Raw genomic sequence first — 24561 nt, forward strand, 5'->3', positions numbered from 1 at the left:
AACCTGTTCAGAAAAGTCCTGCTTGCAATTGCTGAGGCAGGGCTTTTTTTATGATTAAAAAGGGAACAAACATTCGTTATTTAATGTTTTGTTCGTACCAAGGAGAGGAAGAATGTGGTAGAATGGGTGAGCAAAGAATACAAGGAAGGTGAAGCGTTTGACTGACCGGTATTCCGAAATCGATGAGGTTATTTTGTATATCCAGAGAAACATTCACGAGCCTCTCTCGCTTAACCAATTGGCCGCTTACGCCTCTTACAGCCCGTTTCACTTCACACGAATTTTTAAAGATAAAATCGGACTTACTCCTCAATACTACGTTTCATCGCTTCGTCTACAGAAAGCTAAAGATCTCCTGCTGCGCACTAATTTGAGCATCCGTGACATCGGTCTTGAAATCGGACAGCAAAGCCTGGGTACCTTCACAACGCGATTTACCGAGAAAGTCGGGATGACCCCGTCGGAATTCCGGAATTCTGCACTTCTGGCGGACAGCCACTTTCACTCTCTGCAAAAGCTGGATGACTGGTCGATGCCCGAACCCGCTGCACGGCTGCCTTTCGGAACAATCGAAGGGATTGTTCAAGCCACGATTCCTTTCGAGGGCATCATTCTGATCGGTCTGTTCGCCAAACCGATTCCGGAAGGGCTGCCGCTGTACGGCACATTGCTTTCCTCGCTCGGAAGCTTCTGTCTTTCGGGCATTAAGCCGGGCACTTATTACCTGATGGCGACTTCCGTTTCCTGGGGAACGAAGGCGGTTGATTTTCTTTTGCCGGAAGCGACGCTGCGTACCCGTTCAAGAGAACCGATCATCGTTAAAGCGGGTATTCCCGTCCCGCAGCAGCTCGTAACTCTGCACGTTCCGCGCTATGACGATCCGCCAATCTTAATCTCTCTGCCGGTTCTTATGAATAACTTCCTCAGGCGAGCAAGTTCACCAGGCAGCACGTAACCAGAGAGGTTTCCGCCGTATTACCGCAATTTATAAGAAATCCCTGCTTTCACCCGGTGCTAAACTATTCTCAGGAACAACTATAACTTTTCGAGAGGATGTTGATGAATGGCTAAACATACGACTTATATTATTTCCGAGGATGCGAGGGCTCAAGCTGAATTTTACATACAAGCGCTGGGAGGCGAGATCACGTCCGTTACGACGTACGGTCAGGTCCCGGGCGCGAGCGAAGAAGAACTGAAAGATAAAGTCATTAACCTGAGCCTGGTTGCGGCCGGCGTTACTTTTCTCATGTCGGATTCGATGTTTGAAGCGTTGACACCGGGAAATGTGGTAAGTCTCTGTCTTGAATTCGCTACCGAAGAGGAAGCTCACTCGGCTTTTAACAATTTGTCGAAGGACGGTAACGTTAATCAACCTCTGGAACCGGCTTTCTGGGGCGCCCTGTTCGGACAGCTGGAAGACAAATTCGGCATCTCGTGGATGATTACGTCCGACACATCGGCATGCCAGGAAACCCAGTAACTTAAGCAGTCGTTACGACAGCGGTATGCGGTTACGGCAGGTTGACCGCAATTTTGCTCCTCAATTAATCTCCTCTATTACAAAACAAGCAAAAATCCGCATCTCCGCGGATTTTTGCCTTCATTATTGCCTGCATATGGCTTGCTGGCTTTAAAGCCTACGGCTCGAAGCCTTCCTGGCTTACAAAGATCTGGTTCTCGGGAAACACCTTCTTCAAGCGTTCTGCTATGATCCGATAAGCAAGGGGATGATACCAATCTTCCAATCCTAGCTCCTTATAGATGTTTTCCAATTTCAAACTTCGCGTTCTTCTTCCTCCGCTCCCGTCCCCCATAAAATAATCGTCCACGCAAACCCGGTTTACGACCGACTTTAATAGGTCCGGAAATGCTTCGCTGCTCGGCAGAAGAGGAGCAATCGCAGCTTGTGCGGGTACTCCGGCAGCCTTTAACGCTTCGAGAGCCTTCATACGTGCTTGTATAGGCGGAGCCGCCGGGGAGAAGCGCTTTCTTATCTCATCCAGGTCCGTCTCTACGGTCATACTGACACGTACCCGGTCTTTTAATTGAAGCAGCAGGTCCATGTCCCGCTCTACTAAGGGACTCCTTGTTTGGACCAGGACAAAGTCGGGTGGATCTTCGGTCATCACTTCCAGCAGAGAGCGGGTGACTTGTTCTTTATGTTCAATCGGCTGATAAGGATCTGTACTTGAAGACATAAAGAGAGTGACGGGACCTTTGGTTTTCGCTCGGCGAAGCTCTTTGCGGAAGATATCGGCCGCTTCTTTCTTGACATCCACCCAGGTTCCCCATTCGGCCCCGCGGAAAGTGGAGACAGGCATTTTTCTTACATAACAATACGAACAGCCGAAAGAACAGCCGGTGTAAGGATTTAAGGAATGGGTATATCCGGCAAGAAAACCCGTTCCTTTATTCAGCAGTGTTTTAGGCGTTTTATAACCGTATTCCAGTTTCATAGTCGCTCCGTTCCTCTGATTGCTTCTGACTGGGATCCATTCGATAGGTTTCATCTGTTTCCGCCGAAGGTACTCAGCTTTCTATTGTTCGGCACAAGCTTCGGGACTGCCGGTAGCCTGCGGGTGTATAGCCGGTTTTCCTTTTAAAAAGCGTAATGAAATAGGAGGTATTCGGAATACCGACTTTAGATCCGATGTCGGACACCGATAACTGTGAAGTACTGAGCAGATTTTTGGCATTCTTGATGCGAATGTGCTGAAGGTATTCCAGCGGAGTCATTCCTTTAATTCGCTTGAACGTACGCTGCAGATGATAAGGACTGCCGTGGCATATTTCCGAGAACGTTCTGAGCGTCAGCGGTTGTTTATAGTGATTGTCCGCATAATGGGCGATTTGTTCGATCCAGTCATCGTCCGGAAGGCGACTGCCGGTCGGTTTGCATCGTTTGCAAGGACGGAACCGGGCCTGTAGGGCTTGTTCCGCATCTTGAAATATGCAGGTGTTTTCCGGTTTGGGCGCTTTGGATTTGCAGGAGGGACGGCAAAAAATGCGGGTTGTTTTCACTCCGTAAAAAAAGACGCCGTCGTAAGCACTATCATTGCTGATAATAGCCTGCCATTTATCGGGACAGGGACTATCCAGTGTTGCCGCTTTTCGAACCCGCTCTGACATAGCTGGAAACACCTCCTTTATCCTATCCATTATACCCCTAAAGTGAACGTATGTACGTATAAATGAATGAGACAGCAACATATCGCTAAACCGATTTAACTTGGAGAGCCTACTATACATACCTTCATGACTAAAAGCGCAATTTAAAAGAAATGCCGGATTTAAACCCATGCTACAATAAAAGCAACCGGAAAGATCTTCCGGAAAATTCAATAGATGATGTGGAAAAATTTTTGCATGGCAACTAAATCGGATAAAATTTTTGTGAATTTACCGGTTAAAAATTTAAACAAATCCGTTGAATTTTTTACAGCGCTCGGTTATGAATTCAATGCCCAATTTACGGACGAGAACGCAACCTGCATGGTTGTCAGCGATAATATCTTTGTGATGCTTTTAGTGGAAGATTTCTTCAAATCGTTCACAAACAAGGAGATTGCAGATACGGGAAGAAGTGCGGAAGTCATTGTGGCGTTGTCTGCCGGCAGCAAAGAGCAGGTGGACGAGATTGTAACCAAGGCGCTGGCAGCGGGAGGAAGTCCGATGAATGATAAAGTGGACCATGGCTTTATGTACACGTGGAGCTTCCGGGATATCGACGGTCACCATTGGGAGTATATTTATATGGATGAGAGTGCGGCTGCTGAGGGATAAGGTGCCGTTTCGGGAAATAAAGGAAATAGATTTTCTTCTGAAAGAGCCGCGGCAAGCGCGGTTCTTTTTGTTTGCTGGAAAGGGTTGGATCATGAAGCGTATGCCAAACCTTCACAAAGTTTCTGACTTTACAAATCGGGTATATTACCATATAAAATCATTCATTCTAACGGACTTGTTTCTATACACCAGGGGGAGGACAAGCGATGAAGTGGCAGGGCAGAAGAGGAAGTTCAAACGTGGAAGACCGGAGGGGCGTCGGCAGCAAAACGTTAGTCGGGGGCGGGATCGGCGGAATCATTATCGTGCTCCTAATGACGCTGCTCGGCGGAAACCCCGGCGATTTGCTGAGTGATCTGACAGGCGCGGGGTCCGGATCCAACGCACCTTACGAGGAAACGCAGCAGGAGAAGGAGCTTTCCCAGTTCGTCTCTGTTGTCTTGGCCGATACGGAAGACGTGTGGACCGCCCAGTTTAAGGAACGTGGTCTCACTTATGAAAAACCGACGCTTGTTCTGTACACGGACCAGGTGCAATCCGCTTGCGGGACGGCAGGTTCGTCAACGGGACCGTTTTATTGCCCGGGCGACCGCAAGCTTTACATCGATCTAAGCTTCTATAACGAGCTTAAGCAGGAATTTAAAGCGCCGGGCGACTTTGCCATGGCCTACGTAATCGCCCATGAAGTCGGGCACCATGTGCAGACACTGCTCGGGACGTCCGATAAGATTATGCCGCTGCGCCAAAAGATGAGTGAAGCGGAGTTCAATAAATACCTGGTCCGCTTTGAGCTGCAGGCCGATTATTTTGCCGGCGTCTGGGCGCATCATGCCAAAGGAATGGACGTGCTTGAAGAAGGGGATCTGGAGGAAGCGTTAACGGCTGCGAGTGCGGTCGGGGATGATACGATTCAGAAAAGAGCGCGCGGCTACGTGGTTCCCGAAAGCTTTACGCACGGCACATCGGAACAAAGAAAATCCTGGTTCAGCAAAGGCTATCAATCGGGAAGAATAGAGGACGGAGATACTTTTTCGAATAGTAAATAGGAAACACAGTCCACTTAAGAGAAAATATCCGCCATTCCGGCGGGTATTTTTATTTTGTCAAGTCCCACAAAGTTCCAAAGCATGGAATCGCATGAATCCTTCCAATAAGAGACATAGTACCAAATGAATCAAAGTTATGAAAAACGGAGGGAAATCATGAAACGGTTCGCGATCGTTTTTTCTTTATTCACCCTTTTCATCACGCTGTTTCCTTTAGACACCTTGGCAGCCGACGGGGGAAACAAGCCCTATCATTTCGGTTTTAAAAAGAGTAAAAAAGGGAAGCCCGCTTCCATTAATGAAGAAGGGTTCAAGAGCATTTTGGAGAAGCATGGAGCCGTTTTTCTGGGAGACCCCGATAAAAAAGAACTTTATCTCACCTTCGATAACGGGTATGAGAACGGATGTACGTCCAAAATACTGGATGTTTTAAAAGCCAAGCAGGTGCCCGCGGCGTTTTTCGTAACCGGTCATTTTGTCGAGGACAAGCCCGAATTGGTTAAACGAATGACGGCCGAAGGCCATCTTATCGGCAACCATTCCTGGAGTCATCCGGATATGTCCCGGATCTCCGAGGAGAAAATCAAGACCGAGCTGGACCGGGTCAAAAATGCCGTCGCCAATCTGACGGGTGTGCAGACGATGTCTTTTATGCGTCCGCCGCGCGGAATTTTCAGCGACCGGGTGTTAGAGGTAAGCAAACAGTCGGGTTACACCAACGTATTTTGGTCGGTTGCTTATAAAGACTGGGACGTCAACGATCAAAAGGGCTGGAAATATGCCTACGATAAAGTCATTGCCCAGCTTCATCCGGGCGCAGTCATTCTGCTGCACTCGATTTCAAAGGACAATACGGATGCCCTGGACAAAATCATTGATGAAGCAAGAAAGCAGGGATATGACTTCGAAAGTCTGGAAAAATTAGATAAAAAGACTTATTGAATTAGTGAAACCGGAGTAGTCACTCAGACGGCGAAAAACCAGGCATCGTTCCGTTGTCCTGGTTTTTCATTATTCTCATGCCGGACGGCATTCGGAGCATTCTCCCAGGATTTGTACCAGACAATGCTGCTCTTTCCGCCATCGAAATTACTGACTTCCTTCCATTCCACGTACTTTTTTATGCGGGCGAAGACAGCGCCTATTTGACGGGCACTTACCTGCCTGTCAGCGGGGGCGGGGAAATGTAGCGGACATCCGAAAAAGCCCCCGCCGGTTTAGTGGGGGCTTCTCGAAGCGGGCTATCTGACCATGGTCACTAACGAATCGAATAGCACTTTCGCATGATGGTTCCCGTGGTACATCCCGGGAATCTTTTTGTCGATGTCGAGCAGCTTATAGACAGCCGTTTGAGCCGTGCGGACGGAATATTCCACCGTGAACACGACATCGTCCGGAATTTCGGTGAATTGACCGATAAAAGCGAAATTTCCCGAGCCTTCCGGTACGACTTGGGGACGATCCCCCGCTTCGCGGGGCATGAACTGGCTCGTGATAAACGGCATCATGCAGGGAATGCAGATGGAGCTTTCCAGCATTTCCGGCCGTTTTCCCCCCAGTTTCAGATGAGACAGCAGTTCCGTTAAAATTTCTTCTCCCGTACATTCGGACATTTTCTTCGGTACAAAGTCACCCGGCTTGTCCGGGAAAAGGCCGTAGCCCCAGAACACCTGCACATCGTCCGGCTGGTTGCGGAAATGCGGCTGGTGCGCAAGCACAACGGACATCAGCCAGCTGGAATCTTTAAAGGTAACGAGCGCGCCCGTACCCGCTTTGTTGCCGGAGAAGTTTTCCATGAAGTCGAAAAACATCGGGTCCTTGCAGGTGACCGTAAACGATGCCCACTTGGACTCGGGGATATGATCGTCGAATGCGGACGGGTTGCCGGAGCCGGGCAGCTTGGCGGCAATTTTTTCCCAAAGGCTGAACGAAGGTCCTTTTTCGCCGAGCTTAGGTGCGGAGGTCATCGAACCGAGATCCGAGCCTTCCGTCATGGAGCCGTTCGTGAAGAACACGAGATCGTCCGGTTTTACCTCAATCGAGCCGACATTTCCGTCTTTGACGACCTGTATGCGGTCCACCACCGCCGGGCTTTTCCCCGTGGGGTCCGGCTTGAAATCCAGATCGGTTACGCGCATCTTTCTTTCGTACCGGACGCCCTGGCTTTCCAGCCATTTCTGGATGGGCAGCACGATCGAATCGAATTGATTGTAAGGCGTGCGGGCGACACCGGCCAGTGTGTGGATGCGGGGAAACTCGTGCATAAACCGGATCATATATCTTTTAAACTCCACGAGGCTGTGCCAAGGCTGAAAAGCGAACATGGTCGCCCACATAAACCAGAAATTCGTTTCAAAAAATTCGGGTTCGAACCATTCGTTTATTTTTTGCTTGCCGAGACGATCTTCCGGTGTGACAAGCAGCTTACCGATATCCAGGCGGTCTTTATTGGAAAAGAGCATATGCTCCACATCGACGATATTCCGGTCCTTATCCACGAGGCGGGCCTGTGCGTGGGTCGGATATTTTTCCGTAAAGGCGTAGATGTCGTCTTTGACGGATTTCCCGGGCGAATCAATCGAAGGAATGGAATCCAGCAGCTCCCACGTGCATTCGTAGGTCGGTTCGTTCAGCATCCGGCCTCCCCGGATCACATAGCCTTGCTGCTCGTCACCGCTTCCGTCCAAAGATCCGCCGTTTACCGGACGGTCTTCCAGGATGTGAATCCGTCCGCCTGCCCAGCCGCCGTCCCGGATCAGAAAGACGGCCCCCGCCAGGGAAGCGATGCCACCTCCTATGAAATAAGCATGGTTGTGTGTCCCTTGATGCGTATTCATTCTCATCAGCTCCTCTCCCTGATTACTTGGACACAGGACGGAGAAGAGTAAACTAGACAATTTCCGCGTTTTGTCGCAAGAAATAAGCCGGAGCCAGCAAAACAGCGGGGTTTACAAACCGGCTGCCGTCTTTTTCTTTCCGTTTTCGGCAGGCCGGACGCGAAATCCTAAGCCCGCAAATCCTGCCAGCAAACAAAGCGCGGCTCCCGTAATAAACATGACCGGAAACGAGGAGGAAGAAGCGACAGGCTCCATTTCCATGTGGCATCGCCAAGAACACCGTTTTGAAACGTGAGAAAAAACGCAGCAAAGGCTGCCGCGAATGTGCGGCAGCCTTTGCTGCGTGATCGGGCCGGCTGCGAGTCAGTCTTCCCGGCTTCTTATATAAAGGTTTAAAGAGGGGGAAGAAGGGTCGGACCCGGCATCTTCCCCGCTGCTGAGCGTGCCTGAGAAAGTAAAACGCAGCTTCTGCAGCACTTTAATCGAATTGGCGTTTCCCGGCTCGACTTTAGCTTCGATCCGGTTCATTCCGAGCTCATCGAAGGCATAAGCAAGCAGGCATCCGATCGCTTCGGGAGCATAACCTTTTCCCCAGAATGCCCGGTCCAGATCGTAGCCGATTTCGGCTCTGCGTCGTCCGTGATCGAGTTCATTGAATCCGCATGAACCTATAATCGCACTCGATTGCCTGTCGATGACCACATAGCGGACAGCCTTGTTTTCCAGGGCCAGTCCGTTCAGAAAGGCAATCATTTCCGCTGCCTGTTTAACCTCCGTAAACGGATCGATATTCATAAATTTCGTTACATCGGGAGAAGACCAGATCTCGAATAGACGGGGAGCGTCCGCTTCCGTCATGGTTCGGAGTACGAGTCTTTCCGATTCCAGCTTATCTTTCATCAATAGCTTTACCTCCAGTTTATTTTAGCTTCGGCGGGTTAAAGTATTGATATCTGCGCATAGTTCAGTCCTTCCTCTATGTAGATTCATCCAGTATACCTCAAAATGGCGCTTTTTGCATGAGTTGAACTTATAGGCCCTGAGCCCGTGAAAAAACATGCGGCTGTTACTTGGCATCGTGAAAAACGAGTCCCAGACTGTAGCGTGTACCCGTCGTTACGGTGCTTACGCCATGCCGGAGCGTAGTCTTGTAGTACCCCCGGGAACCGGACACCGGACGATGTGTCGTCGGGAAAATCAATCCTTCGCCGCGTTCCAGCGTAAGGACATGCCCTCTGCTCTGAGCGCGCGGCCGCTGTTCCATTAGCAGAAATTCTCCGCCCGTATAATCCTTTTCTTTCTGATTCAGCGCAAAAACGATCTGGAAGGGGAAGAACACGCTTCCGTACACATCCTGATGCAGGCAGTTGTAGCCTCCGGCTTCATACTTCAAGATGAGCGGGGTAGGGCGGGTCTGTTCCTCCATGCGGCACTGTTCCAAAAACTCGGATAACGAATCCGGATAAACGGCCTCTTTGCCCAGCAGTTCCAGCCAGCGGTTTGCCGTGTGCGCAAGCGGCGGATAAAACCCTTCGCGCATCGCCTGAATCACGTCCGGAAGGGGAGCGCGATAATATTTGTACTCCCCGAGCCCGAAACGGTACCGGGCCATAAGGATCGTGCTGCGGAAGAGCTGCTCCTCCCCATAGCCGCCGATAAGCTCCTCGCAGTGCGCGGAATCGAGCATAGCAGGGAGCTTCGCATATCCGTGCTCGTCCAAAGACTGCCGGATCGAATCCCAGTCCAGCCCGGCGATGCGACCGGTTATGTTATCCGGCATACGGAATCCCTCCTCCGGCGCAAAAGTCGTCGCTGACGAATCCATCGAAGGCTGAACGGACGGCGGTACCCGTATAAACAGGTCCTAGTGGCGACGGGGGAAGCGCAGCTTCTTTTTTGGACGGCAAAAGAGTCCGGTCAAGGTCAATATCAACGGAATGATTCATAACGGATGATCCTCTCTTTCGGTTAATAAACGGGTGACAGCGTTTGGGCTTTTCTGAAACAGTATACCTCTGGAAGGGCATTTGCGTACCCGTTCCCGAATGAAACCGCAAGATTACGAAATGCGCCTATGGTGACCAGGGAGATTCGCGGAAAATGACGCCGGTAACCTGCGAGTATCAAGTGCGGCGTAACCCGGAAGCTGCTGCCGATAGAAAAGCTTACCCGGGCCGGGTATACAGCAGACGGCATTAAAGGCTATTATGTCTATAAAGATGATAGGCGTTTTAGTTTGGCTGATCGTACAGAGACGGAGGAAACGAACGATGTGGTTTATGTATGCTTCACTTGCAGCCGTCTCTTTCGGGCTGCGTGGAATTTTGTACCAATGGACTTCCCAGCGGCGCACCGACCGGAACGTGCTGCTTTTCGGCGTTTATTTGTCCGGCGCCCTGATTTCATTGGTCGTTAATTTGTTTGTTAACCAGGCATGGAGTTACGGCGTGTGGTTCGGAGTCCCTATGGGGCTTTTCTCCTTTATTGCGAACGCGTCCATGTATAAAGGCTATTCGGTCGGAAGAGCTTCCCTGATCGCACTGTTTACGGGTCTGCCGCCGGTGGTCGTGGCGACTCTGGCGTATTTCTTGTGGGGAGAAGCGCTGAGCCTCGTGCAGCTGGCCGGTTTTTGCATCGTCATTCTAGGTCTGCTCGTTATCCGGTATTCGCATGATCTGAAGCTGGGTCAGCTGCAAGGAATCCAATGGGGCCTGCTGACCATGCTATTCTTCGGCTTCACGGATTTATCGTCCAAGCAGGCGACCTTATCGGCAGCGAACACACTGCCTGTATTAACCGTCATGTACGGTACAGGCACTTTCATGTTCGCATGCATGTATCTGCTGTCCAAGCTGAAGACTCCGGCGGATACGGGGCAAAAAATCTTGGCGGTCGAGACGACGCGCGACAGCACGAACGACCGGGAGACGGGGGATGGCGCCTATTCGCAGCAAGCCCGGATTTCCCGGCACTCCGGCGAAGACAGGAGTCTTTACGACAGCGGAGACGATGGCCGGTCGCATCAAATCTCGGACGGCACGGACAATACGGCATCACCAGCCTGGTCGATGAAACGGACCTTGCTCTGGGGGATGACCGTGGGCATTACGAACCTGGCCGGGATGCTGTTTATCATCCCCGCATTCCGGGGAGGCGTGACGGGGATCGTATCCGCCATTAGTGCGATGAACGTCGTGCTGGTTCTGCTGTACGCACAGTTTTACCTCAAAGAAAACATTTCCGGAAGGGAAGCTTGCGGCATGCTCCTCGCTTTGGCCGGTATTCTTGTGGTAAGACTGGCGTCGTGACACGGTGCTTCCGGATATTCCGGTTGAATCCGAGCCCACTCGAAACGATTTATGATTCTTGCCGCAAAAAAAAAAACGAGCCGCACGTAAATGTAGCGGAGATATCATGCAGCCAGTCTGTTCCGCTGAGAACACTGGCCTTTTTTACGCACCTTTACAAAAAAAACTTAAAAGAAGCCCGATCAACGTTCATGTTCACGGTCCGGCTTTTCAGTATAATGTTTAATAAAGCGTTTACATTTTGAGGTGAATGGGGAAGAGTGCAGCATGAAGAGATTTAGATTCAACCGGCGCAGCGTTATTGTAACCTGGCTCATTTCCTACATAACCGTGCTGCTAGTTCCCGTTCTGATCAACGGTGTTATTTATATGGTGACGTGGAATGTGGTCGAAACGGAAGTAAACCGGTCCAACGAAGCTGTGATCAAGCAAATGGAGCAGGCGATTGACAATCATTTAAAAGGCATCGAAAGGCTTAGCGTCGAAATGGCGCTCAACAAGCGGCTTGCGGGGTTTATCCATGCGGGCAGTCCTTTGGCGGACGACGATCACTATGAGCTGATCGGGATTGCGGGCGATCTGGGCGTGTATAAGGTGGCCAACGATTTTATCGATCAAATCTATATCTATTACAAAAATAGCGATACGGTCATTTCTCCCCGCGAACGTACAGACAGCCGTGCATTGTATGAGATTTTACGCGAAAAAGAAGTCACGGGCTACGACGAATGGAAATCTTTCTTCGATAAAAGATTTATCCAGGAGTATACGCCTGTGAAACTTATGGAAAACGGCAGCGAGACTAGCGCCGTCCTGTATGCGAAATCGATTATTCTGGACAATCCCGATCTTCCCGGCGGGGTCATTCTGTTTGTCATTAAAGATTCCAAGCTTCTCGCTAATCTCGAGTCCGTCCATAATGCCTCCGTCGCCGTGCTGGACGAGAAGAACCGCCTGCTGGCTTCCTCCGGCCCCGGCCAAAAGACCGACTATCCGGCCTACGGAGAGCTCTCCGGCAAGAGCGGGCTGGTCTATAAAGAATCGGCCGGCAGGAAAATGGCCGTGTCTTATACCACGTCCGAGCAGACCGGCTGGAAGTACGTGTCCATGATGCCGGCGGAGATTTTTAACGAGAAGATGATGCATATGTCGGTTCTTATTTTTGTGAACTTGTTTTTAAGCCTTCTGATCGGGGGGATTTTGACGTTCCTGTTCCTGAAAAAGAACTACAGCCCCATTCATGGTCTGATCCGCAATCTCTCCTTGAAGTCCGGCGTGGCGTTCGATGAAGGCTCCAATGAATACGGCTTCGTCCAAAACGCGCTGAACAACGCTTTTGCCGAAAAGGAGATTGTCAGCCGGAGGCTGATGCAGCACCGCGATGCGATCCGTTCTCATTTTCTGCAGGGGCTGCTCAAAGGCAGGCTCGATCCCAACGTCCCGGTCCACGAATCGCTGGCCGCTCATGATATCGGGTTCCTGCATGAGAACTATGCCGTCCTGCTGTTCCGGATCGATCAATTCGGGAAATGGGACGAACCCGGCGAGAACGACGCCAAAAAAATCAGGCAGATTCATTTCCTCCTGATGAACGTGGCGGAAGAAGCGGCGGCGGCCGGAAACTGTCGCGCGGTTACGACCGGGATAGACGATATGCAGGCCTGTATTCTGAATATCGGACCGGAGGCAGGCACACAAGAAATCCGGCGGCTGGTCGAACAGGTGAAAACGTTTCTGTCGGACCACTTTCAGGTCCGGTTAACGATCGCGATCAGCGGTGTCCATTCCGGGCTTGCGGGCATTCCGCTCGCTTATCAGGAAGCGCTGGGGGCCATGGAGTACCGCATTGTCATGGGAAGCGGAGAAATGATCGCGTACGGTGATCTGCCGGGGGGAGACGAGTCCGGGGAAGCGGCTTTCTATTCATATCCGATGCATGTGGAGCAGCAGTTGATCAACTTCGTAAAAGCGGGGGATTTCGTGCAGGCAAACGCTCTCGTGGAGCAGGTTATTGAGCTCAACGTAGTCCGGAAGACGCTTTCCGTGCCGCTAAGCCGCTGTCTTCTGTTCGATCTGGTCGGCACCCTGCTCAAGGCGCTGGATGAAATCGGACTGCCGGGCAAACGGGAGCTGATCCGCGAACTGAATCCGGCCGAACGGCTGGCCGGCTCGGAGACGCTGCAGGAAATGACGGCCGGAATGCGGGAAGTGCTGGCGCGCGTATGCGGATTTATCCAGGAAAACCGCAAACCGGAACACGATCAGCTCAGCCGGCAGGTAACGGAGTATGTACGGCAGAACTACAGCTCGGAGAATCTGAATATTAGCATGATCGGGGAAGCGTTTGGCCTCACGCCCTCTTATTTGTCCAAGCAGTTCAAAGCGCAAACGGGCGAGGCGCTGCTGGACGTGATCAATAAGATCCGTCTCGCGGAAGCCAAAAACCTGCTGTCGCGCACAAGCGACCCGATCATCGAGATTGCCCGGAAAGTCGGCTATTCCGATATTAATACCTTCAACCGGATTTTCAAAAAATTCGAAGGCGTCACACCGGGCAAATACAAAGAGATCCTGTAGAGGCGGCCCTCCGGCGGTTTTATGTTTTTGTGTTTTTTGCAGAGAGACTGCGGTTTTTACAGCCCGCCAGGCGGGTCGTTTTTCGGCAAATTGATGAACCATTCCGGCTTTTGAAGATATCTTTTGGGGGCAATGGCGAGTCATACTGACACTGAGATGCGCGGCGTAACTGTGCATCCGTGATTTTGTAGAGGAGGGTTTGCATGGTCAGACATTCGGGGAAAAGAAACACCCGCTCGGGCGTCATCGTCGTTCTGGCAGCATCGGTTATGCTTGCCGCTTGTTCGGCCGGTACAAATGGAAGCAAGGGTGACAAAGAATCGAAGGTGGCTTCGGAACCGGGCAAATATCCGGTTCGTGCGGAAGAAACGCTAACCTCGTGGGAGCCGATGGACACGAACCTTTCCGCGTTCGTAACCAATCTGGCGGACTCGCCGTTCGGCAAACAGCTTGAGAAAGAGACGGGCATCAAAGTCAAGTATACGCATCCGGCGGACGGACAGTCCAAAGACCAGTTCAATCTCTTGATCGCGTCCAACAATTTGCCCGATGTGATCGAGTACAACTGGAGCGGAGGCAGCGGATCGTACCCGGGCGGACCGGAGAAAGCCATCGCCGATAAGGTGATTATTCCGCTCAATTCGTATATCGACAAGTATGCCCCGAATTTGAAAAAGCTGCTGGAAAAAGACAAAGAGCTGGACAAAATGATCAAGACGGACAGCGGGAATTATTATGTTTTTCCAATGATCCGTCCGGAGAACGGCCTTGTATTCCGGGGACCCATGATCCGCAAGGACTGGCTGGACGAATTGAAATTGGACGTTCCGGCCACGATCGATGACTGGTACACCGTTTTGAAAGCGTTTAAAGAGCGCAAAGGGGCCGCCTCGCCGTTTTCCGCCTTATACCAGAACGAGTTTAACATCCAGGACGCTTTTATCGGCGCCTATAAAACGGCAAACCGCTACTATATCGACGACGAGGGGAAAGTCAGATACGGGCCGATCGATCCCCAGTTCAAAGAGGCGCTGACCCTTCTGCGCAAATGGTATGCGGAAGGGCTGATCGATAAAGATTTCGCCCTCAATACGGATTCCAAATCCCTGGATACGAAAATGCTTAACGAAAGCACCGGGGCAACGGTTCATCTCCTGAGCGGAGGAATGGGACGGTGGATGGATACGGGTAAGAAAAAGAACCCGAATTTCCAACTGGTCGCCGCCCCGTATCCGACACTGACCAAAGGGGAGCGGCCCTTCATCGGCCAGCGTGATTTCAAATATAATCCGGCTGCCAGCAAAGCGGTTACGGACGCCGCCGCTAATCCGGAACTGGCCGTGAGATGGCTGGATTACGCATACGGCGAGAAGGGCAGCCTGCTTTTCAACTTCGGCACGGAAGGCGAGAGCTATACGGTGGAGAACGGCACCCCTAAGTTCACCGAAAAAATTGCGAAGGACGGGAAATACACCCTTCAGCAAATGGTTTCCCAGTATACGAAACCGAACGGACCCTATCTCGGAGACAGCCGGAAGAACTTCAATACGTTCAAGCAGCAGGACGAGGCCCTTAAAATATGGTCGGAGACCGATGCCGCGAAGCATGTCATGCCGCAGTTTCTTACGCCTACCGTAGAGGAAAGCAAAGAAATCGCCAAGCTGAATACCGCTATTACGAGCTACAAAGAAGAAATGTTTATTAAATTCGTTATGGGAAAAGAATCTCTGGACAAATACGACGAGTACGTAAAGCGGATCAAGGAGATGGGAGTCGATAAAGTGACGAAAATTTACCAGGATGCCTTCGATCGCTACAACAAGCGCTAATAACATGCTTTGCGGCAGCCCGCCGATCGGATTTTAACGCGTGCGCCACTACATCGCGTACGGCCGGAGCTGCCGATACGAACGGAGGGATTGTGTCATGGCCGCCATGAATCAGGAAGTTCTGCCGTACCCGGCCGCAAAAAAACGGGCCCGGTCCGGTCTCCTGCTCGATATCCGCAAAAATAAGCTTCTGTATGTGATGCTGCTGCCTGTTTTGCTGTACTACGTTGTTTTTCACTATGCTCCCATGTATGGCGCCATTATCGCGTTTAAAGATTTCTCGCCGAGGCTGGGCATCTGGGGAAGCGAATGGGTCGGATTCGCCCATTTCGAGAACTTTTTCACCGGAGCCTATTTCTGGAGAACGATCAAAAACACGGTTCTGATCAGCTTGAACGAACTTGTTTTCGGTTTTCCGGCGCCGATCATTTTGGCCCTGCTGCTGAACGAGGTGCGGAACTCGATCTTTAAACGGACGGTTCAGACCGTCACTTATATGCCTTATTTCATTTCTCTCGTCGTTATCTGCGGCATCATTAAAGATTTCACGGCCAGCAGCGGGGTGATTAACGATATCATCGCGTTCTTCGGCGGCGAACGCCTGACGCTTCTGCTGGAACCGGAATGGTTTCGTACCATTTATGTGTCCTCGGGCATCTGGCAGCATATCGGCTGGGGAACCATCATCTATTTGGCGGCATTGACCGGTATAGACCAGGAGCAATACGAGGCGGCCAAAATGGACGGGGCCGGGCGCTGGAAGCAGATGCTGAACGTTACGCTGCCCGGAATAATGCCGACCATCATCATTCTGCTGATTCTGGAGCTGGGCCGTATGATGAACGTCGGTTTCGAAAAAATCATCCTCCTCTACAATCCGAGCACGTTCGATACCGCGGACGTCGTGTCTTCCTACGTGTATCGGGTCGGACTGCAAGAGTTTAATTACAGCTTCAGCTCCGCGGTCGGTCTATTCAATTCCGCGGTGAACTTCACGCTGCTTCTCGGTTCCAACTGGATCAGCCGGAAGCTGAACAGCACGAGTCTCTGGTAGGAAAGGAAGGAATGCCTTGTGAACAGACGGACTTTCTCCGAACGGGCGTTTGACGGCTTCAATCTGTTTTTTCTTACGCTGCTTATGATCGTAACGATCTACCCACTCGTGTATGTCGTGTTCGCCTCGCTCAGCGATGCGGGAAGTCTTCTCGCGCACAAAGGGTTTTTGTGGAAACCGGTCGGCTTTTCGCTGGACGCTTACGCCAATGTTTTCCGCAATCCCATGATTTTGAAAGGTTACGGCAACACGTTTTTCGTAGTCGTCGCGGGTCTTGCGATCAATATTTTGCTGACCTCGCTCGGCGCTTACGCCTTGTCCCGCAAAAGTCTCGCTTACCGCAAGCGGATCATGCTGTTTATCGTATTCACGATGTTTTTCAGCGGCGGTCTTATCCCGTTTTATTTGACGGTCAAAGGAGTGGGGCTTGCCAACACCTTGTGGGCGCTCATTATCCCCACGGCGGTCAACACGTTTAATCTGATTCTGATGAAAACGGCTTTCGAGGGCATCCCGGATGCGCTGGAGGAGTCGGCCAAAATCGACGGGGCGAATGATTTCGTCATTCTTTTCCGGATCGTCCTGCCGCTTTCTCTTCCGGTTCTAGCCGTCATGCTGCTCTATTATGGTGTCGGTCACTGGAACGCGTGGTTTAATGCCCTTATCTTTCTGCAGGAAAGATCCATGTTTCCTTTGCAGCTCATTTTGCGCGAAATTCTTCTTCAGGGGGAAGCGAACTCGAACCTGGGCGCATCCGAAGGCGATGTGGCTATGCTCACCGTCACGCTCAAATACGCGACCATTATCGTCGCAACGGTGCCGATCCTGCTCGTGTATCCGTTTTTACAGAAATATTTCGTAAAAGGAGCTCTCATCGGAGCGATAAAAGGATAGGAGTGACGCTTCATGAAGCAATCCCTAACGAACAGCGTGCGGCTGGATCTCGATTGGCCGACTTTTATGGCGGAGCACGATATGCAATGGGTCGTAAAACCGACGAGTTGGGATGAAGGCGCTTTCATTGGTAACGGAACGATCGGAGCGATGGTCTACGGGGCGGAAAATGTGAAAAAGCGGCGGACGCTCCGGTTTGTCATGGGCCGAACCGATGTAACGGCGACCCGTACGGACCGCGAAGATTTTAAACCCCGTGTACCGATAGGCGAAATGAATCTGGAGCTGGCGGGTCTGATTTATAATCCTACGCAGATGCGGCTGGATTTGTGGAATGCCGAGCTTCGGGGCTCGCTGACTACGACATGCGGAGAAGTGCGCCTCCGGGCACTAGTGCATGCCGAAGAAGAGGTCATGGCCGTTGAACTGGAAACATCGGAGGAGGAAAAGGAGGCATGCCTGGAATGGGTGCCTCACTCCGAAGTGGACGAAGTACTCAAGTTTGCCGACGGAATCAACGCGAATCAGTACATTCCCGATGCCGGACACGAGACGTCCCGGGAGGACGAAATAACCTATACGATCCAGCGCTTCGCGGTAGGAGAAGACTGCGGCGAAGGGTGCGTCACCGCCTGGACCGTAACGGAACTTCCGGAAGGACGAAAAATCGCCTTCGTCTCTGTCCAAAACGGCTGCACCGAGCAGGCGAGAAAGGACGCGGTGGAGGCTGTCCGGAAAGCGGCGTCCGCCGATTTCGGCGAATGGGTGGCCGCTCACCGCAGGTGGTGGCACGGCCATTACCGCCAAAGCTTTGTTTCCATCCCGGACCGGCGTCTGGAAAGCTTTTACTGGATTCAAATGTACAAACTGGCCTCGGCGGCCAGGGCGGACAGTGTCCTGCTGGACAATCAGGGTCCATGGCTCGCACCGACTCCCTGGGCCGGGAACTGGTTTAACATGAACGTCCAGATGAGTTATTCTCCGGTGTATGCGGCCAACCGTCTTGCCATCGGAGAGTCGATGGTGAAAGCGGTAGCGGCTAACAGAGAGCATCTGAGAGGCAATGTTCCGCAGCCGTACCGCCACGATTCCGCCGGTCTGGGAAGAAGCGGCAGCTTTGACCTGCGCAGCGAAGTAGGCGAGGAGACCGGGAACTTGACGTGGCTCTGCCACTGTCTCTGGCGGCAGTACCGCTATTCCATGGACGACGGACTGCTGCGGGATGTCCTGTATCCCGTGCTGCGCGAAAGCGTCAATTACTACCTGCATCTGCTTCAGACAGGCGAGGACGGGAAGCTGCATCTGCCTCCGACGATCTCGCCGGAATACGGCTCGTTCAAACGGCTGACCGTCAGCGACTGCCATTACGACCTCGCGCTGCTCCGCTGGGGGTGCGAGACGCTACTAGCCGCAGACGCACGGCTCGGAATCGGCGATCCCCTTGCCGGCAGATGGCGTGAAGTGCTGGACAACCTGACTCCGCTGCCGGTGGACGAAAGCGGCTATATGGTCGGCCGCGGAGTCCCCCTTGCCTTCGGGCACCGGCACTTCAGCCACCTGCTGGCGGTTTTTCCGCTGCACCTGGTCAGCCCGGACCGGGAAGAGGAACGGGAGCTGATCGCCCGTTCCCTCCGGCACTGGCTGGACAGCGAAGGCGACCTGCGCGGCTTCAGCTTTACCGGGGCGGCTTCGATCGCCGCCACACTCGGCTGGGGAGACGCGGCCCTGCGCCTGCTGCATACCCTTCTTGGCATGGCCAAGCCGAACACGATGTATAAAGAAGCCGGGCCTGTTATCGAGACGCCTCTGGCCGGAGCCGAATCGCTGCACGATATGCTGCTGCAGAGCTGGGGCGGCACGATCCGGATCTTCCCCGCAATCCCGGAAGAGTGGAAGGAGGCCGCCTTCCACGACCTGCGCGCCGAAGGCGCCTTCCTCGTCAGCGCCGTCCGCCGCGGCGGGGCCACGACTTTCGTACGGGTCAAGAGTCTGGCGGGGGAGCCGTGCGAAATCCGGACGGGCTGGACCGGTACGGTTCACTGGCGGCTGGCCGGAGAAGACAGGCGCCATGACGTACAGCTGGCGGACAGCCGGGAATCCCTCACGCTTCCGCTACAACAGGGGGAGGAAGCGATTCTTTATCCGGCCGGCGGTAAAGACCCCGAGCTGCGGATCAGACCCGTTGAGGCGAAGACGGGCCCCGTCCGGTATTTCGGAGGCTCCAAGCCGTGGCGGATGCACGGATTTCCGTTCCGAAGCCTATTAGAGGAGGAGTGAACATGAAGGAGCACAAAGATATGGCGATCGGACGGGGAGAACTTCTGCTTTTTCAAGGAGACAGCATTACGGATACCGGCAGAAACCGGGAAAATCATGCGGACCTGGGAAAAGGCTACGTCCAGATGATTGCAGGCTTGTTCGGTGCGGCTTGTCCCGCAAGCCGGGTTTCATTTATTAACAGGGGGATCAGCGGAAACCGCGTGAAAGATTTGCAGAACCGCTGGCAGCAGGACTGCATCGATTTGAAGCCGGATTGGGTCACGATTTATATCGGGATCAACGATTGCTGGAGAAGATATGACCGCAAGGACCCGACATCGCTGGAGACGTTTGCCGAGGGATACCGTCAGCTCTTGACGCGCACGAAGGAAGAAACGGGAGCCCGGATCGTGATGATGGAGCCTTTTGTCCTGCCCGTGCCGGAAGACCGCAAGGCTTGGCGGGAAGATCTCGATCCGAAGATCGGAGCCGTACGGGAGCTGGCCCGTGAATTCGGCGCCCGGCTTGTTCCGCTCGACGGCTTGTTCGCCCGCGTTTCCGCGGAAGCTCCCCCCGCCTATTGGGCTCCGGATGGCGTACACCCCTCGGCCGCCGGCCACGGCCTGATCGCCAAGGCATGGCTGGAAACGATGAAGGTAAAGCTTTTTTAAAAGAAGAAGGCCGATATTCCGGATTTTGAGGAGTCTTTTCGAGAATTAAAGATGGATATTGCGGGTTATTTGCGGTATACCGGAAGTAGAGTGCGCACTCTGCAGCCTGTTTACCGGAAGGAGAAAGAAAACCGCGAGTCAAGCCATGCGCCGAAAATACGTTCAAAAAAGGATGTGTTGTGATGAACGCAAGTAAACGTACTTTTTCGCTCATTATGAGTCTTTGTCTGCTTCTCATGCTGGTTCCCGCTCAAGGTTATGCGGCGGACTCCAAGTTTACGATCCCCGCTTCATCCGTAACGGCAAGCAACGATGACGGCAACAAGCCGGGTAATACGGTGGACGGAAACCTGGGGACCCGCTGGTCTTCGAACGGCGACGGCCAGTGGATCTTATTCGATCTCGGTTCACTCCATAAAGTCTCCTATATCAAGATCGCTTTTCTGAGCGGCGACACGCGGACATCCACTTTCGATATCCAAACTTCGGCGGACAACGTCACGTTTACGAATGCCAAGGCAAATGTGACGAGCAGCCTGAACACGCAGCTTCAGACTTTTGATTTTACCGATGTGTCTTCGGCGCGGTATGTAAGAATCGTCGGACACGGCAATTCCACGAATCTGTGGAACAGCTACACGGAGGTCGAAATTTACGGAGAAAACGCCGGCCAAGGAGGAATTCCCGTATCGACTTCGGCAGGACTGGCGGCGGCTCTGAAAAACGCAAGCGCGGGGCAGACGATCGTGCTGGCGGACGGGAGCTATACGGTCAGCGGCAGCAATACGTCGATTCTGATCGAAAACAAAAACGGCACGGAAGCTAACCCCATTACGGTCAAAGCCGCAAACCGGGGAAAAGCCGTTATTACGGGTTCTGCTACGTTCGAAGTCAAGAATTCGTCGTACGTCACGATTGAAGGCTTGAAATTTACGAATTCGGCCGACAAGGGCGTCCTGCTGAACGGGTCCCATCATATCCGGCTGACGCGCAACCAGTTCGCCTTGCCTGCACGGGGCAAAGACACTATCTGGCTTCAGGTCAGCGGTACGAACAGCCATCATAACCAGATCGACCGCAACGATTTCGGCAACAAAACGGACACCAATCCTCTGATTGCTTATGAAGGGGACGGAAACGGGAAGATTTCCCAACATGACGTGATCGAATACAATTATTTTCACGATGTAGGTCCGTGGGTCGACAACGGCAAAGAAACGATCCGGCTGGGCTTGTCCCAAATCTCGCTTTCCGACGGGTTTAACAAAATCCAGTATAATCTGTTTGAAAATACGGACGGCGAACCGGAAATCGTTTCCGTAAAAAGCAGCAACAATACCGTTCGCTATAATACGTTCAAAACGTCCAAGGGCGGACTTACTTCGAGACACGGTCACAGCAACAGTTTTTACGGGAACTTCTTTCTCGGCGACGGGGTAGAAACGAAGCAGGCAGGCATCCGCTTTTACGGGAACGATCATAAGATCTACAACAATTACATGGAAAATCTGACGGAAAGCGCGATCATTCTGGACAATGGAAACTATGACGGGGGAACGGGCGGTTATCCTTCGAATCCGAGCAAAGACGATCTGAAGGCACAATGGAGAATTTACCGGGCCCAGGTTGTGAACAACACGATCGTGAACAGCACGACCGGTATCGTAGTCGGCTCGGGCAAAGCTTTCACACCGGTAGACAGCCGGGTAGCCAACAATATCGTGAAAAACAGCTCCGGCATCCTTTATAACGAGGCAACAACGACGAATACGGTATTCGAAGGCAACATCGGCTACGGAGGGACGGTTACGAACAAAAACAGAACGTCCGCCGAGATCTGGAATAAGAATCCGCTGCTGACGGTCGTGCAAGGGCTGCAGAAATTATCGGCTTCCAGTCCGGCAATCAATTATGCCAAAGGCTCTTATTCTTTTGTCCAGGAGGACATGGACGGGGAAACCCGCTCGGTTAACGATGCGGGGGCCGATGAGCGTTCGAGCGCGTCAAGCTTCACGAATCATCCGTTGACTCAAGCGGAAGTGGGCCCGGATGCTCCCTGATTTATAAGGGGGAAAGACAGCAGGGGATCTGCATTCCGCTGTGAAATGTAATGGAGCCGGCACGGGTTGTGCCGGTTTTTTTCTATGGTTTGAGCCGAAAGCGAAGAATAAAAAATTTGCCTTAGTCAGCTGTTTTTGATAAGATACAGAACGAACGTTCAGTATTATTTACCCGAGAAAACGACCGGCAGGTACGAATGCCGTCAAACCATCCACGAAGGAGTGAAGCGGAGCGGATGAATAAAAAGCAGCTGCAAAGCGAACAGACAAAAAAACGGGTTGCGGATGCTGCCAGGACTTTGTTCGTCCAGAAGGGTTACAAAGCCACTTCTATCGAAGATATCGTGGAGGCCACCGGAAGCAGCAAAGGGAACATTTATTATCATTTCAAAAGCAAAGAAGGCTTGTTTCTTTATTTGATCGACGAGTGGGATGGCGAATGGGAAGAAAAATGGCTGGAAAAAGAACCGCTTTATAAAACGACGACCGAGAAGCTGTTAGGGATGGCGGAGCAGATGGTCATCGAAGATTTGAACCATCCCCTGACCAAGGCGGCCGACGAGTTTTTCAACAATGAAGAAAAAACGAACGATGTGGAAGAACGGATCGCCGAACTGGTGAACCGGCATCTTAAGTTCAATCAAGACCTGATTCAGCAGGGGATAGACAACGGGGAATTCAAAGACGCCGATGTGGAGCCTCTTGCGGTGATTCTGGAAAGTCTGATCATGGGGCTGAGCCAGATGTCGCGGAAATCGTCCACGGCGGAAGCATTGAAGTTGTACCGGCTGGCTTTCGGCGTCTTCCTGCACGGAATCGCCAAACCAAGCCGATAAGACGGATTGCCGATGACAGCCCACGAATCTTGCGATTCAGCGCATTGGCGTCTTCTATCGCGTCTATATATAGAACGAACGTTCAGTATATAAACGGCGAATGAAGCGATCCCGGATAGATAACGATACAGATACAACTCGTGGAGAAGGGGATGGAAATGGATTTGCTGCTAAGAAACAGAGGAGCTGTACTGCTGCTCATGCTTAACATTTTTCTCGTATTTACCGGTATCGGACTCGTTATTCCGATTATGCCGACCTACATGGATGAGCTCCATTTAAACGGCAGCATTATGGGCTTCCTCGTTGCCGCGTTTTCGCTGACCCAGCTCATTTTCTCGCCGCTGGCCGGCAGGCTTTCCGATTCGCTGGGCCGGAAAAAAATGATTGTGTCCGGCATGGTCATCTTCACCGTGTCCGAGCTGCTCTTCGGCGTAGTAAGCTCGCCCGTTCTGCTTTTCGCTTCCAGAATGCTCGGGGGCATAGGTGCGGCGCTGATTATGCCTTCGATTATGGCGTACATAGCGGACGTCACTACAACCGCGGAACGGGCCAAAGGAATGGGATATATCAACGCCGCGATCACGACGGGCTTCATTATCGGCCCGGGCATCGGCGGTTTTATAGCGGAATTCGGCATTCGCGCGCCTTTCTACGCCGCTGCGGCCGTCGGCGCCGTCGCCGCGGTTGTCACGCTGTTTATTCTGCCCGAATCGAAACCGGTGGAACCGCCCGTCAAAGCCGGAGCGGCTCCCGCGCAGAAGCAGGGCTTTATGGCCCAGATGCTGAGTTCGTTCCGGGAACCGTATTTTATCAGCCTGGTCATCGTATTCGTGATGTCGTTCGGCCTGGCGAATTACGAGACGGTTTTCGGACTTTTTGTGGATCATAAATTTGGATTTACACCGAAAGATATCGCTTTTATCATTACGTTCGGCTCTATTTCCGGAGCTGTCGTGCAGGTCACGATATTCGGCTGGCTCCTGAATCGTTTCGGGGAGAGAACCGTCATTTCGGTCTGCCTCGCCATGGCCGGTCTGTTCGTTTTGCTGACTTTGTTCGTAAATCAATACTGGCTGATTGTTGTCGTGACGTTTATCGTTTTTTTATCCATCGATATTTTGCGTCCGGCGATCGGAACTCAGATGTCGAAAATGGCGAACGAGCACCAGGGATATGTAGCGGGTCTGAATTCGGCGTATACCAGTCTCGGAAATATTACGGGTCCGATCGTTGCCGGAATCCTTTTCGACCGGAATTTGAATTATCCCTATGTGTCGGCGGCCCTGGTCTTGTTTCTATGCTTCGCCTTGTCCTTGCGGGCAGGAAGAAGAGGATCGGAATCCGGCGTTTCGTAAAGCCGCAGGAAGCTTTATACTAAAAGGATGATAGAAAGCGGGAGGC

At 52.2% G+C, this 24561-nt stretch carries 20 protein-coding genes; 15 read left to right on the plus strand and 5 right to left on the minus strand.

What is annotated here, in order from left to right; genetic code table 11:
• Positions 1 to 157 precede the first annotated feature (157 nt).
• Positions 158 to 955, plus strand: coding sequence for a helix-turn-helix transcriptional regulator (locus AC58P5_RS00480; protein ID WP_497383904.1), 798 nt, complete (start codon positions 158 to 160; stop codon positions 953 to 955).
• A gap of 108 nt (positions 956 to 1063) precedes the next feature.
• Positions 1064 to 1483 carry a VOC family protein gene (locus tag AC58P5_RS00485; RefSeq protein WP_497383906.1) on the plus strand — a complete coding sequence of 140 codons (420 nt, stop codon included), beginning with the start codon at positions 1064 to 1066 and terminating at the stop codon, positions 1481 to 1483.
• Positions 1484 to 1640: 157 nt separating this feature from the next.
• On the opposite strand, the gene AC58P5_RS00490 is transcribed toward AC58P5_RS00485, so the two are convergent.
• Positions 1641 to 2459: an SPL family radical SAM protein gene (locus AC58P5_RS00490; protein WP_497383907.1), complete on the minus strand. Its 819-nt coding sequence runs from the start codon at positions 2457 to 2459 to the stop codon at positions 1641 to 1643.
• 73 nt (positions 2460 to 2532) lie between these two features.
• The gene (locus AC58P5_RS00495; RefSeq protein WP_497383909.1) at positions 2533 to 3132 is read right to left on the minus strand and encodes a bifunctional transcriptional activator/DNA repair enzyme AdaA; all 600 of its coding nucleotides are present in this window, start codon (positions 3130 to 3132) and stop codon (positions 2533 to 2535) included.
• Between the two features lie 237 nt (positions 3133 to 3369).
• On the opposite strand from AC58P5_RS00495, the gene AC58P5_RS00500 reads away from it, so the two are divergent.
• From AC58P5_RS00500 to pdaA, 3 genes are all read left to right on the plus strand, one after another.
• Entirely contained in the window at positions 3370 to 3786 is a 417-nt protein-coding gene (locus AC58P5_RS00500; RefSeq protein WP_497385998.1) for a VOC family protein, read from the plus strand.
• A gap of 206 nt (positions 3787 to 3992) precedes the next feature.
• On the plus strand, positions 3993 to 4832 hold the full coding sequence (gene ypfJ, locus AC58P5_RS00505) for a KPN_02809 family neutral zinc metallopeptidase (RefSeq protein ID WP_497383911.1): 840 nt from the start codon (positions 3993 to 3995) through the stop codon (positions 4830 to 4832).
• A 156-nt stretch (positions 4833 to 4988) separates the two neighbouring features.
• Positions 4989 to 5774 carry a delta-lactam-biosynthetic de-N-acetylase gene (pdaA, locus tag AC58P5_RS00510; RefSeq protein WP_497383912.1) on the plus strand — a complete coding sequence of 262 codons (786 nt, stop codon included), beginning with the start codon at positions 4989 to 4991 and terminating at the stop codon, positions 5772 to 5774.
• A 299-nt stretch (positions 5775 to 6073) separates the two neighbouring features.
• On the opposite strand, the gene AC58P5_RS00515 is transcribed toward pdaA, so the two are convergent.
• The 3 genes from AC58P5_RS00515 to AC58P5_RS00525 form a co-directional block, all read right to left on the minus strand.
• Positions 6074 to 7669, minus strand: coding sequence for an oleate hydratase (locus tag AC58P5_RS00515; RefSeq protein WP_497383913.1), 1596 nt, complete (start codon positions 7667 to 7669; stop codon positions 6074 to 6076).
• Between the two features lie 363 nt (positions 7670 to 8032).
• A complete protein-coding gene (locus AC58P5_RS00520; RefSeq protein WP_497383914.1) occupies positions 8033 to 8569 on the minus strand; it encodes a GNAT family N-acetyltransferase in 537 nt (178 codons plus the stop codon).
• A 166-nt stretch (positions 8570 to 8735) separates the two neighbouring features.
• Positions 8736 to 9449, minus strand: a complete 714-nt coding sequence (locus AC58P5_RS00525) for a 2OG-Fe(II) oxygenase (RefSeq protein ID WP_497383915.1) — start codon at positions 9447 to 9449, stop codon at positions 8736 to 8738.
• Positions 9450 to 9939: 490 nt separating this feature from the next.
• Between AC58P5_RS00525 and AC58P5_RS00530 the strand changes: the two genes are divergently transcribed.
• From AC58P5_RS00530 to AC58P5_RS00575, 10 genes are all read left to right on the plus strand, one after another.
• The gene (locus AC58P5_RS00530; RefSeq protein ID WP_497383916.1) at positions 9940 to 10977 is read left to right on the plus strand and encodes an EamA family transporter; all 1038 of its coding nucleotides are present in this window, start codon (positions 9940 to 9942) and stop codon (positions 10975 to 10977) included.
• 267 nt (positions 10978 to 11244) lie between these two features.
• On the plus strand, positions 11245 to 13554 hold the full coding sequence (locus AC58P5_RS00535; protein ID WP_497383917.1) for a helix-turn-helix domain-containing protein: 2310 nt from the start codon (positions 11245 to 11247) through the stop codon (positions 13552 to 13554).
• A 203-nt stretch (positions 13555 to 13757) separates the two neighbouring features.
• Positions 13758 to 15383 (plus strand): extracellular solute-binding protein, encoded by a 1626-nt coding sequence (locus AC58P5_RS00540; protein ID WP_497383918.1) that lies wholly within the window; start codon positions 13758 to 13760, stop codon positions 15381 to 15383.
• A gap of 97 nt (positions 15384 to 15480) precedes the next feature.
• Positions 15481 to 16437: an ABC transporter permease gene (locus tag AC58P5_RS00545; protein ID WP_497383919.1), complete on the plus strand. Its 957-nt coding sequence runs from the start codon at positions 15481 to 15483 to the stop codon at positions 16435 to 16437.
• Between the two features lie 18 nt (positions 16438 to 16455).
• The gene (locus AC58P5_RS00550) at positions 16456 to 17331 is read left to right on the plus strand and encodes a carbohydrate ABC transporter permease (protein ID WP_497383920.1); all 876 of its coding nucleotides are present in this window, start codon (positions 16456 to 16458) and stop codon (positions 17329 to 17331) included.
• 12 nt (positions 17332 to 17343) lie between these two features.
• Complete coding sequence (locus AC58P5_RS00555) at positions 17344 to 19608, plus strand: glycosyl hydrolase family 95 catalytic domain-containing protein (RefSeq protein ID WP_497383921.1); 2265 nt, start codon at positions 17344 to 17346, stop codon at positions 19606 to 19608.
• A 2-nt stretch (positions 19609 to 19610) separates the two neighbouring features.
• On the plus strand, positions 19611 to 20261 hold the full coding sequence (locus AC58P5_RS00560; RefSeq protein ID WP_497383922.1) for an SGNH/GDSL hydrolase family protein: 651 nt from the start codon (positions 19611 to 19613) through the stop codon (positions 20259 to 20261).
• A 182-nt stretch (positions 20262 to 20443) separates the two neighbouring features.
• A complete protein-coding gene (locus tag AC58P5_RS00565; protein ID WP_497383923.1) occupies positions 20444 to 22321 on the plus strand; it encodes a chondroitinase-B domain-containing protein in 1878 nt (625 codons plus the stop codon).
• A gap of 236 nt (positions 22322 to 22557) precedes the next feature.
• The gene (locus AC58P5_RS00570; RefSeq protein ID WP_497383924.1) at positions 22558 to 23157 is read left to right on the plus strand and encodes a TetR/AcrR family transcriptional regulator; all 600 of its coding nucleotides are present in this window, start codon (positions 22558 to 22560) and stop codon (positions 23155 to 23157) included.
• A gap of 158 nt (positions 23158 to 23315) precedes the next feature.
• Complete coding sequence (locus AC58P5_RS00575; protein WP_497383926.1) at positions 23316 to 24515, plus strand: MFS transporter; 1200 nt, start codon at positions 23316 to 23318, stop codon at positions 24513 to 24515.
• Positions 24516 to 24561 lie beyond the last annotated feature (46 nt).

Source organism: Paenibacillus sp. JT31N7 (assembly GCF_059692095.1).

Coding starts and splice junctions, on each gene's coding strand:
- pdaA (WP_497383912.1), top strand. CDS start 4,989: ATGAAACGGTTCGCGATCGTTTTTTCTTTATTCACCCTTTTCATCACG.
- AC58P5_RS00485 (WP_497383906.1), top strand. CDS start 1,064: ATGGCTAAACATACGACTTATATTATTTCCGAGGATGCGAGGGCTCAA.
- ypfJ (WP_497383911.1), top strand. CDS start 3,993: ATGAAGTGGCAGGGCAGAAGAGGAAGTTCAAACGTGGAAGACCGGAGG.
- AC58P5_RS00555 (WP_497383921.1), top strand. CDS start 17,344: ATGAAGCAATCCCTAACGAACAGCGTGCGGCTGGATCTCGATTGGCCG.
- AC58P5_RS00520 (WP_497383914.1), bottom strand. CDS start 8,569: ATGAAAGATAAGCTGGAATCGGAAAGACTCGTACTCCGAACCATGACG.
- AC58P5_RS00490 (WP_497383907.1), bottom strand. CDS start 2,459: ATGAAACTGGAATACGGTTATAAAACGCCTAAAACACTGCTGAATAAA.
- AC58P5_RS00545 (WP_497383919.1), top strand. CDS start 15,481: ATGGCCGCCATGAATCAGGAAGTTCTGCCGTACCCGGCCGCAAAAAAA.
- AC58P5_RS00525 (WP_497383915.1), bottom strand. CDS start 9,449: ATGCCGGATAACATAACCGGTCGCATCGCCGGGCTGGACTGGGATTCG.
- AC58P5_RS00565 (WP_497383923.1), top strand. CDS start 20,444: ATGAACGCAAGTAAACGTACTTTTTCGCTCATTATGAGTCTTTGTCTG.
- AC58P5_RS00560 (WP_497383922.1), top strand. CDS start 19,611: ATGAAGGAGCACAAAGATATGGCGATCGGACGGGGAGAACTTCTGCTT.
- AC58P5_RS00515 (WP_497383913.1), bottom strand. CDS start 7,669: ATGAATACGCATCAAGGGACACACAACCATGCTTATTTCATAGGAGGT.
- AC58P5_RS00530 (WP_497383916.1), top strand. CDS start 9,940: ATGTGGTTTATGTATGCTTCACTTGCAGCCGTCTCTTTCGGGCTGCGT.
- AC58P5_RS00575 (WP_497383926.1), top strand. CDS start 23,316: ATGGATTTGCTGCTAAGAAACAGAGGAGCTGTACTGCTGCTCATGCTT.
- AC58P5_RS00495 (WP_497383909.1), bottom strand. CDS start 3,132: ATGTCAGAGCGGGTTCGAAAAGCGGCAACACTGGATAGTCCCTGTCCC.
- AC58P5_RS00500 (WP_497385998.1), top strand. CDS start 3,370: ATGGCAACTAAATCGGATAAAATTTTTGTGAATTTACCGGTTAAAAAT.
- AC58P5_RS00540 (WP_497383918.1), top strand. CDS start 13,758: ATGGTCAGACATTCGGGGAAAAGAAACACCCGCTCGGGCGTCATCGTC.
- AC58P5_RS00570 (WP_497383924.1), top strand. CDS start 22,558: ATGAATAAAAAGCAGCTGCAAAGCGAACAGACAAAAAAACGGGTTGCG.
- AC58P5_RS00535 (WP_497383917.1), top strand. CDS start 11,245: ATGAAGAGATTTAGATTCAACCGGCGCAGCGTTATTGTAACCTGGCTC.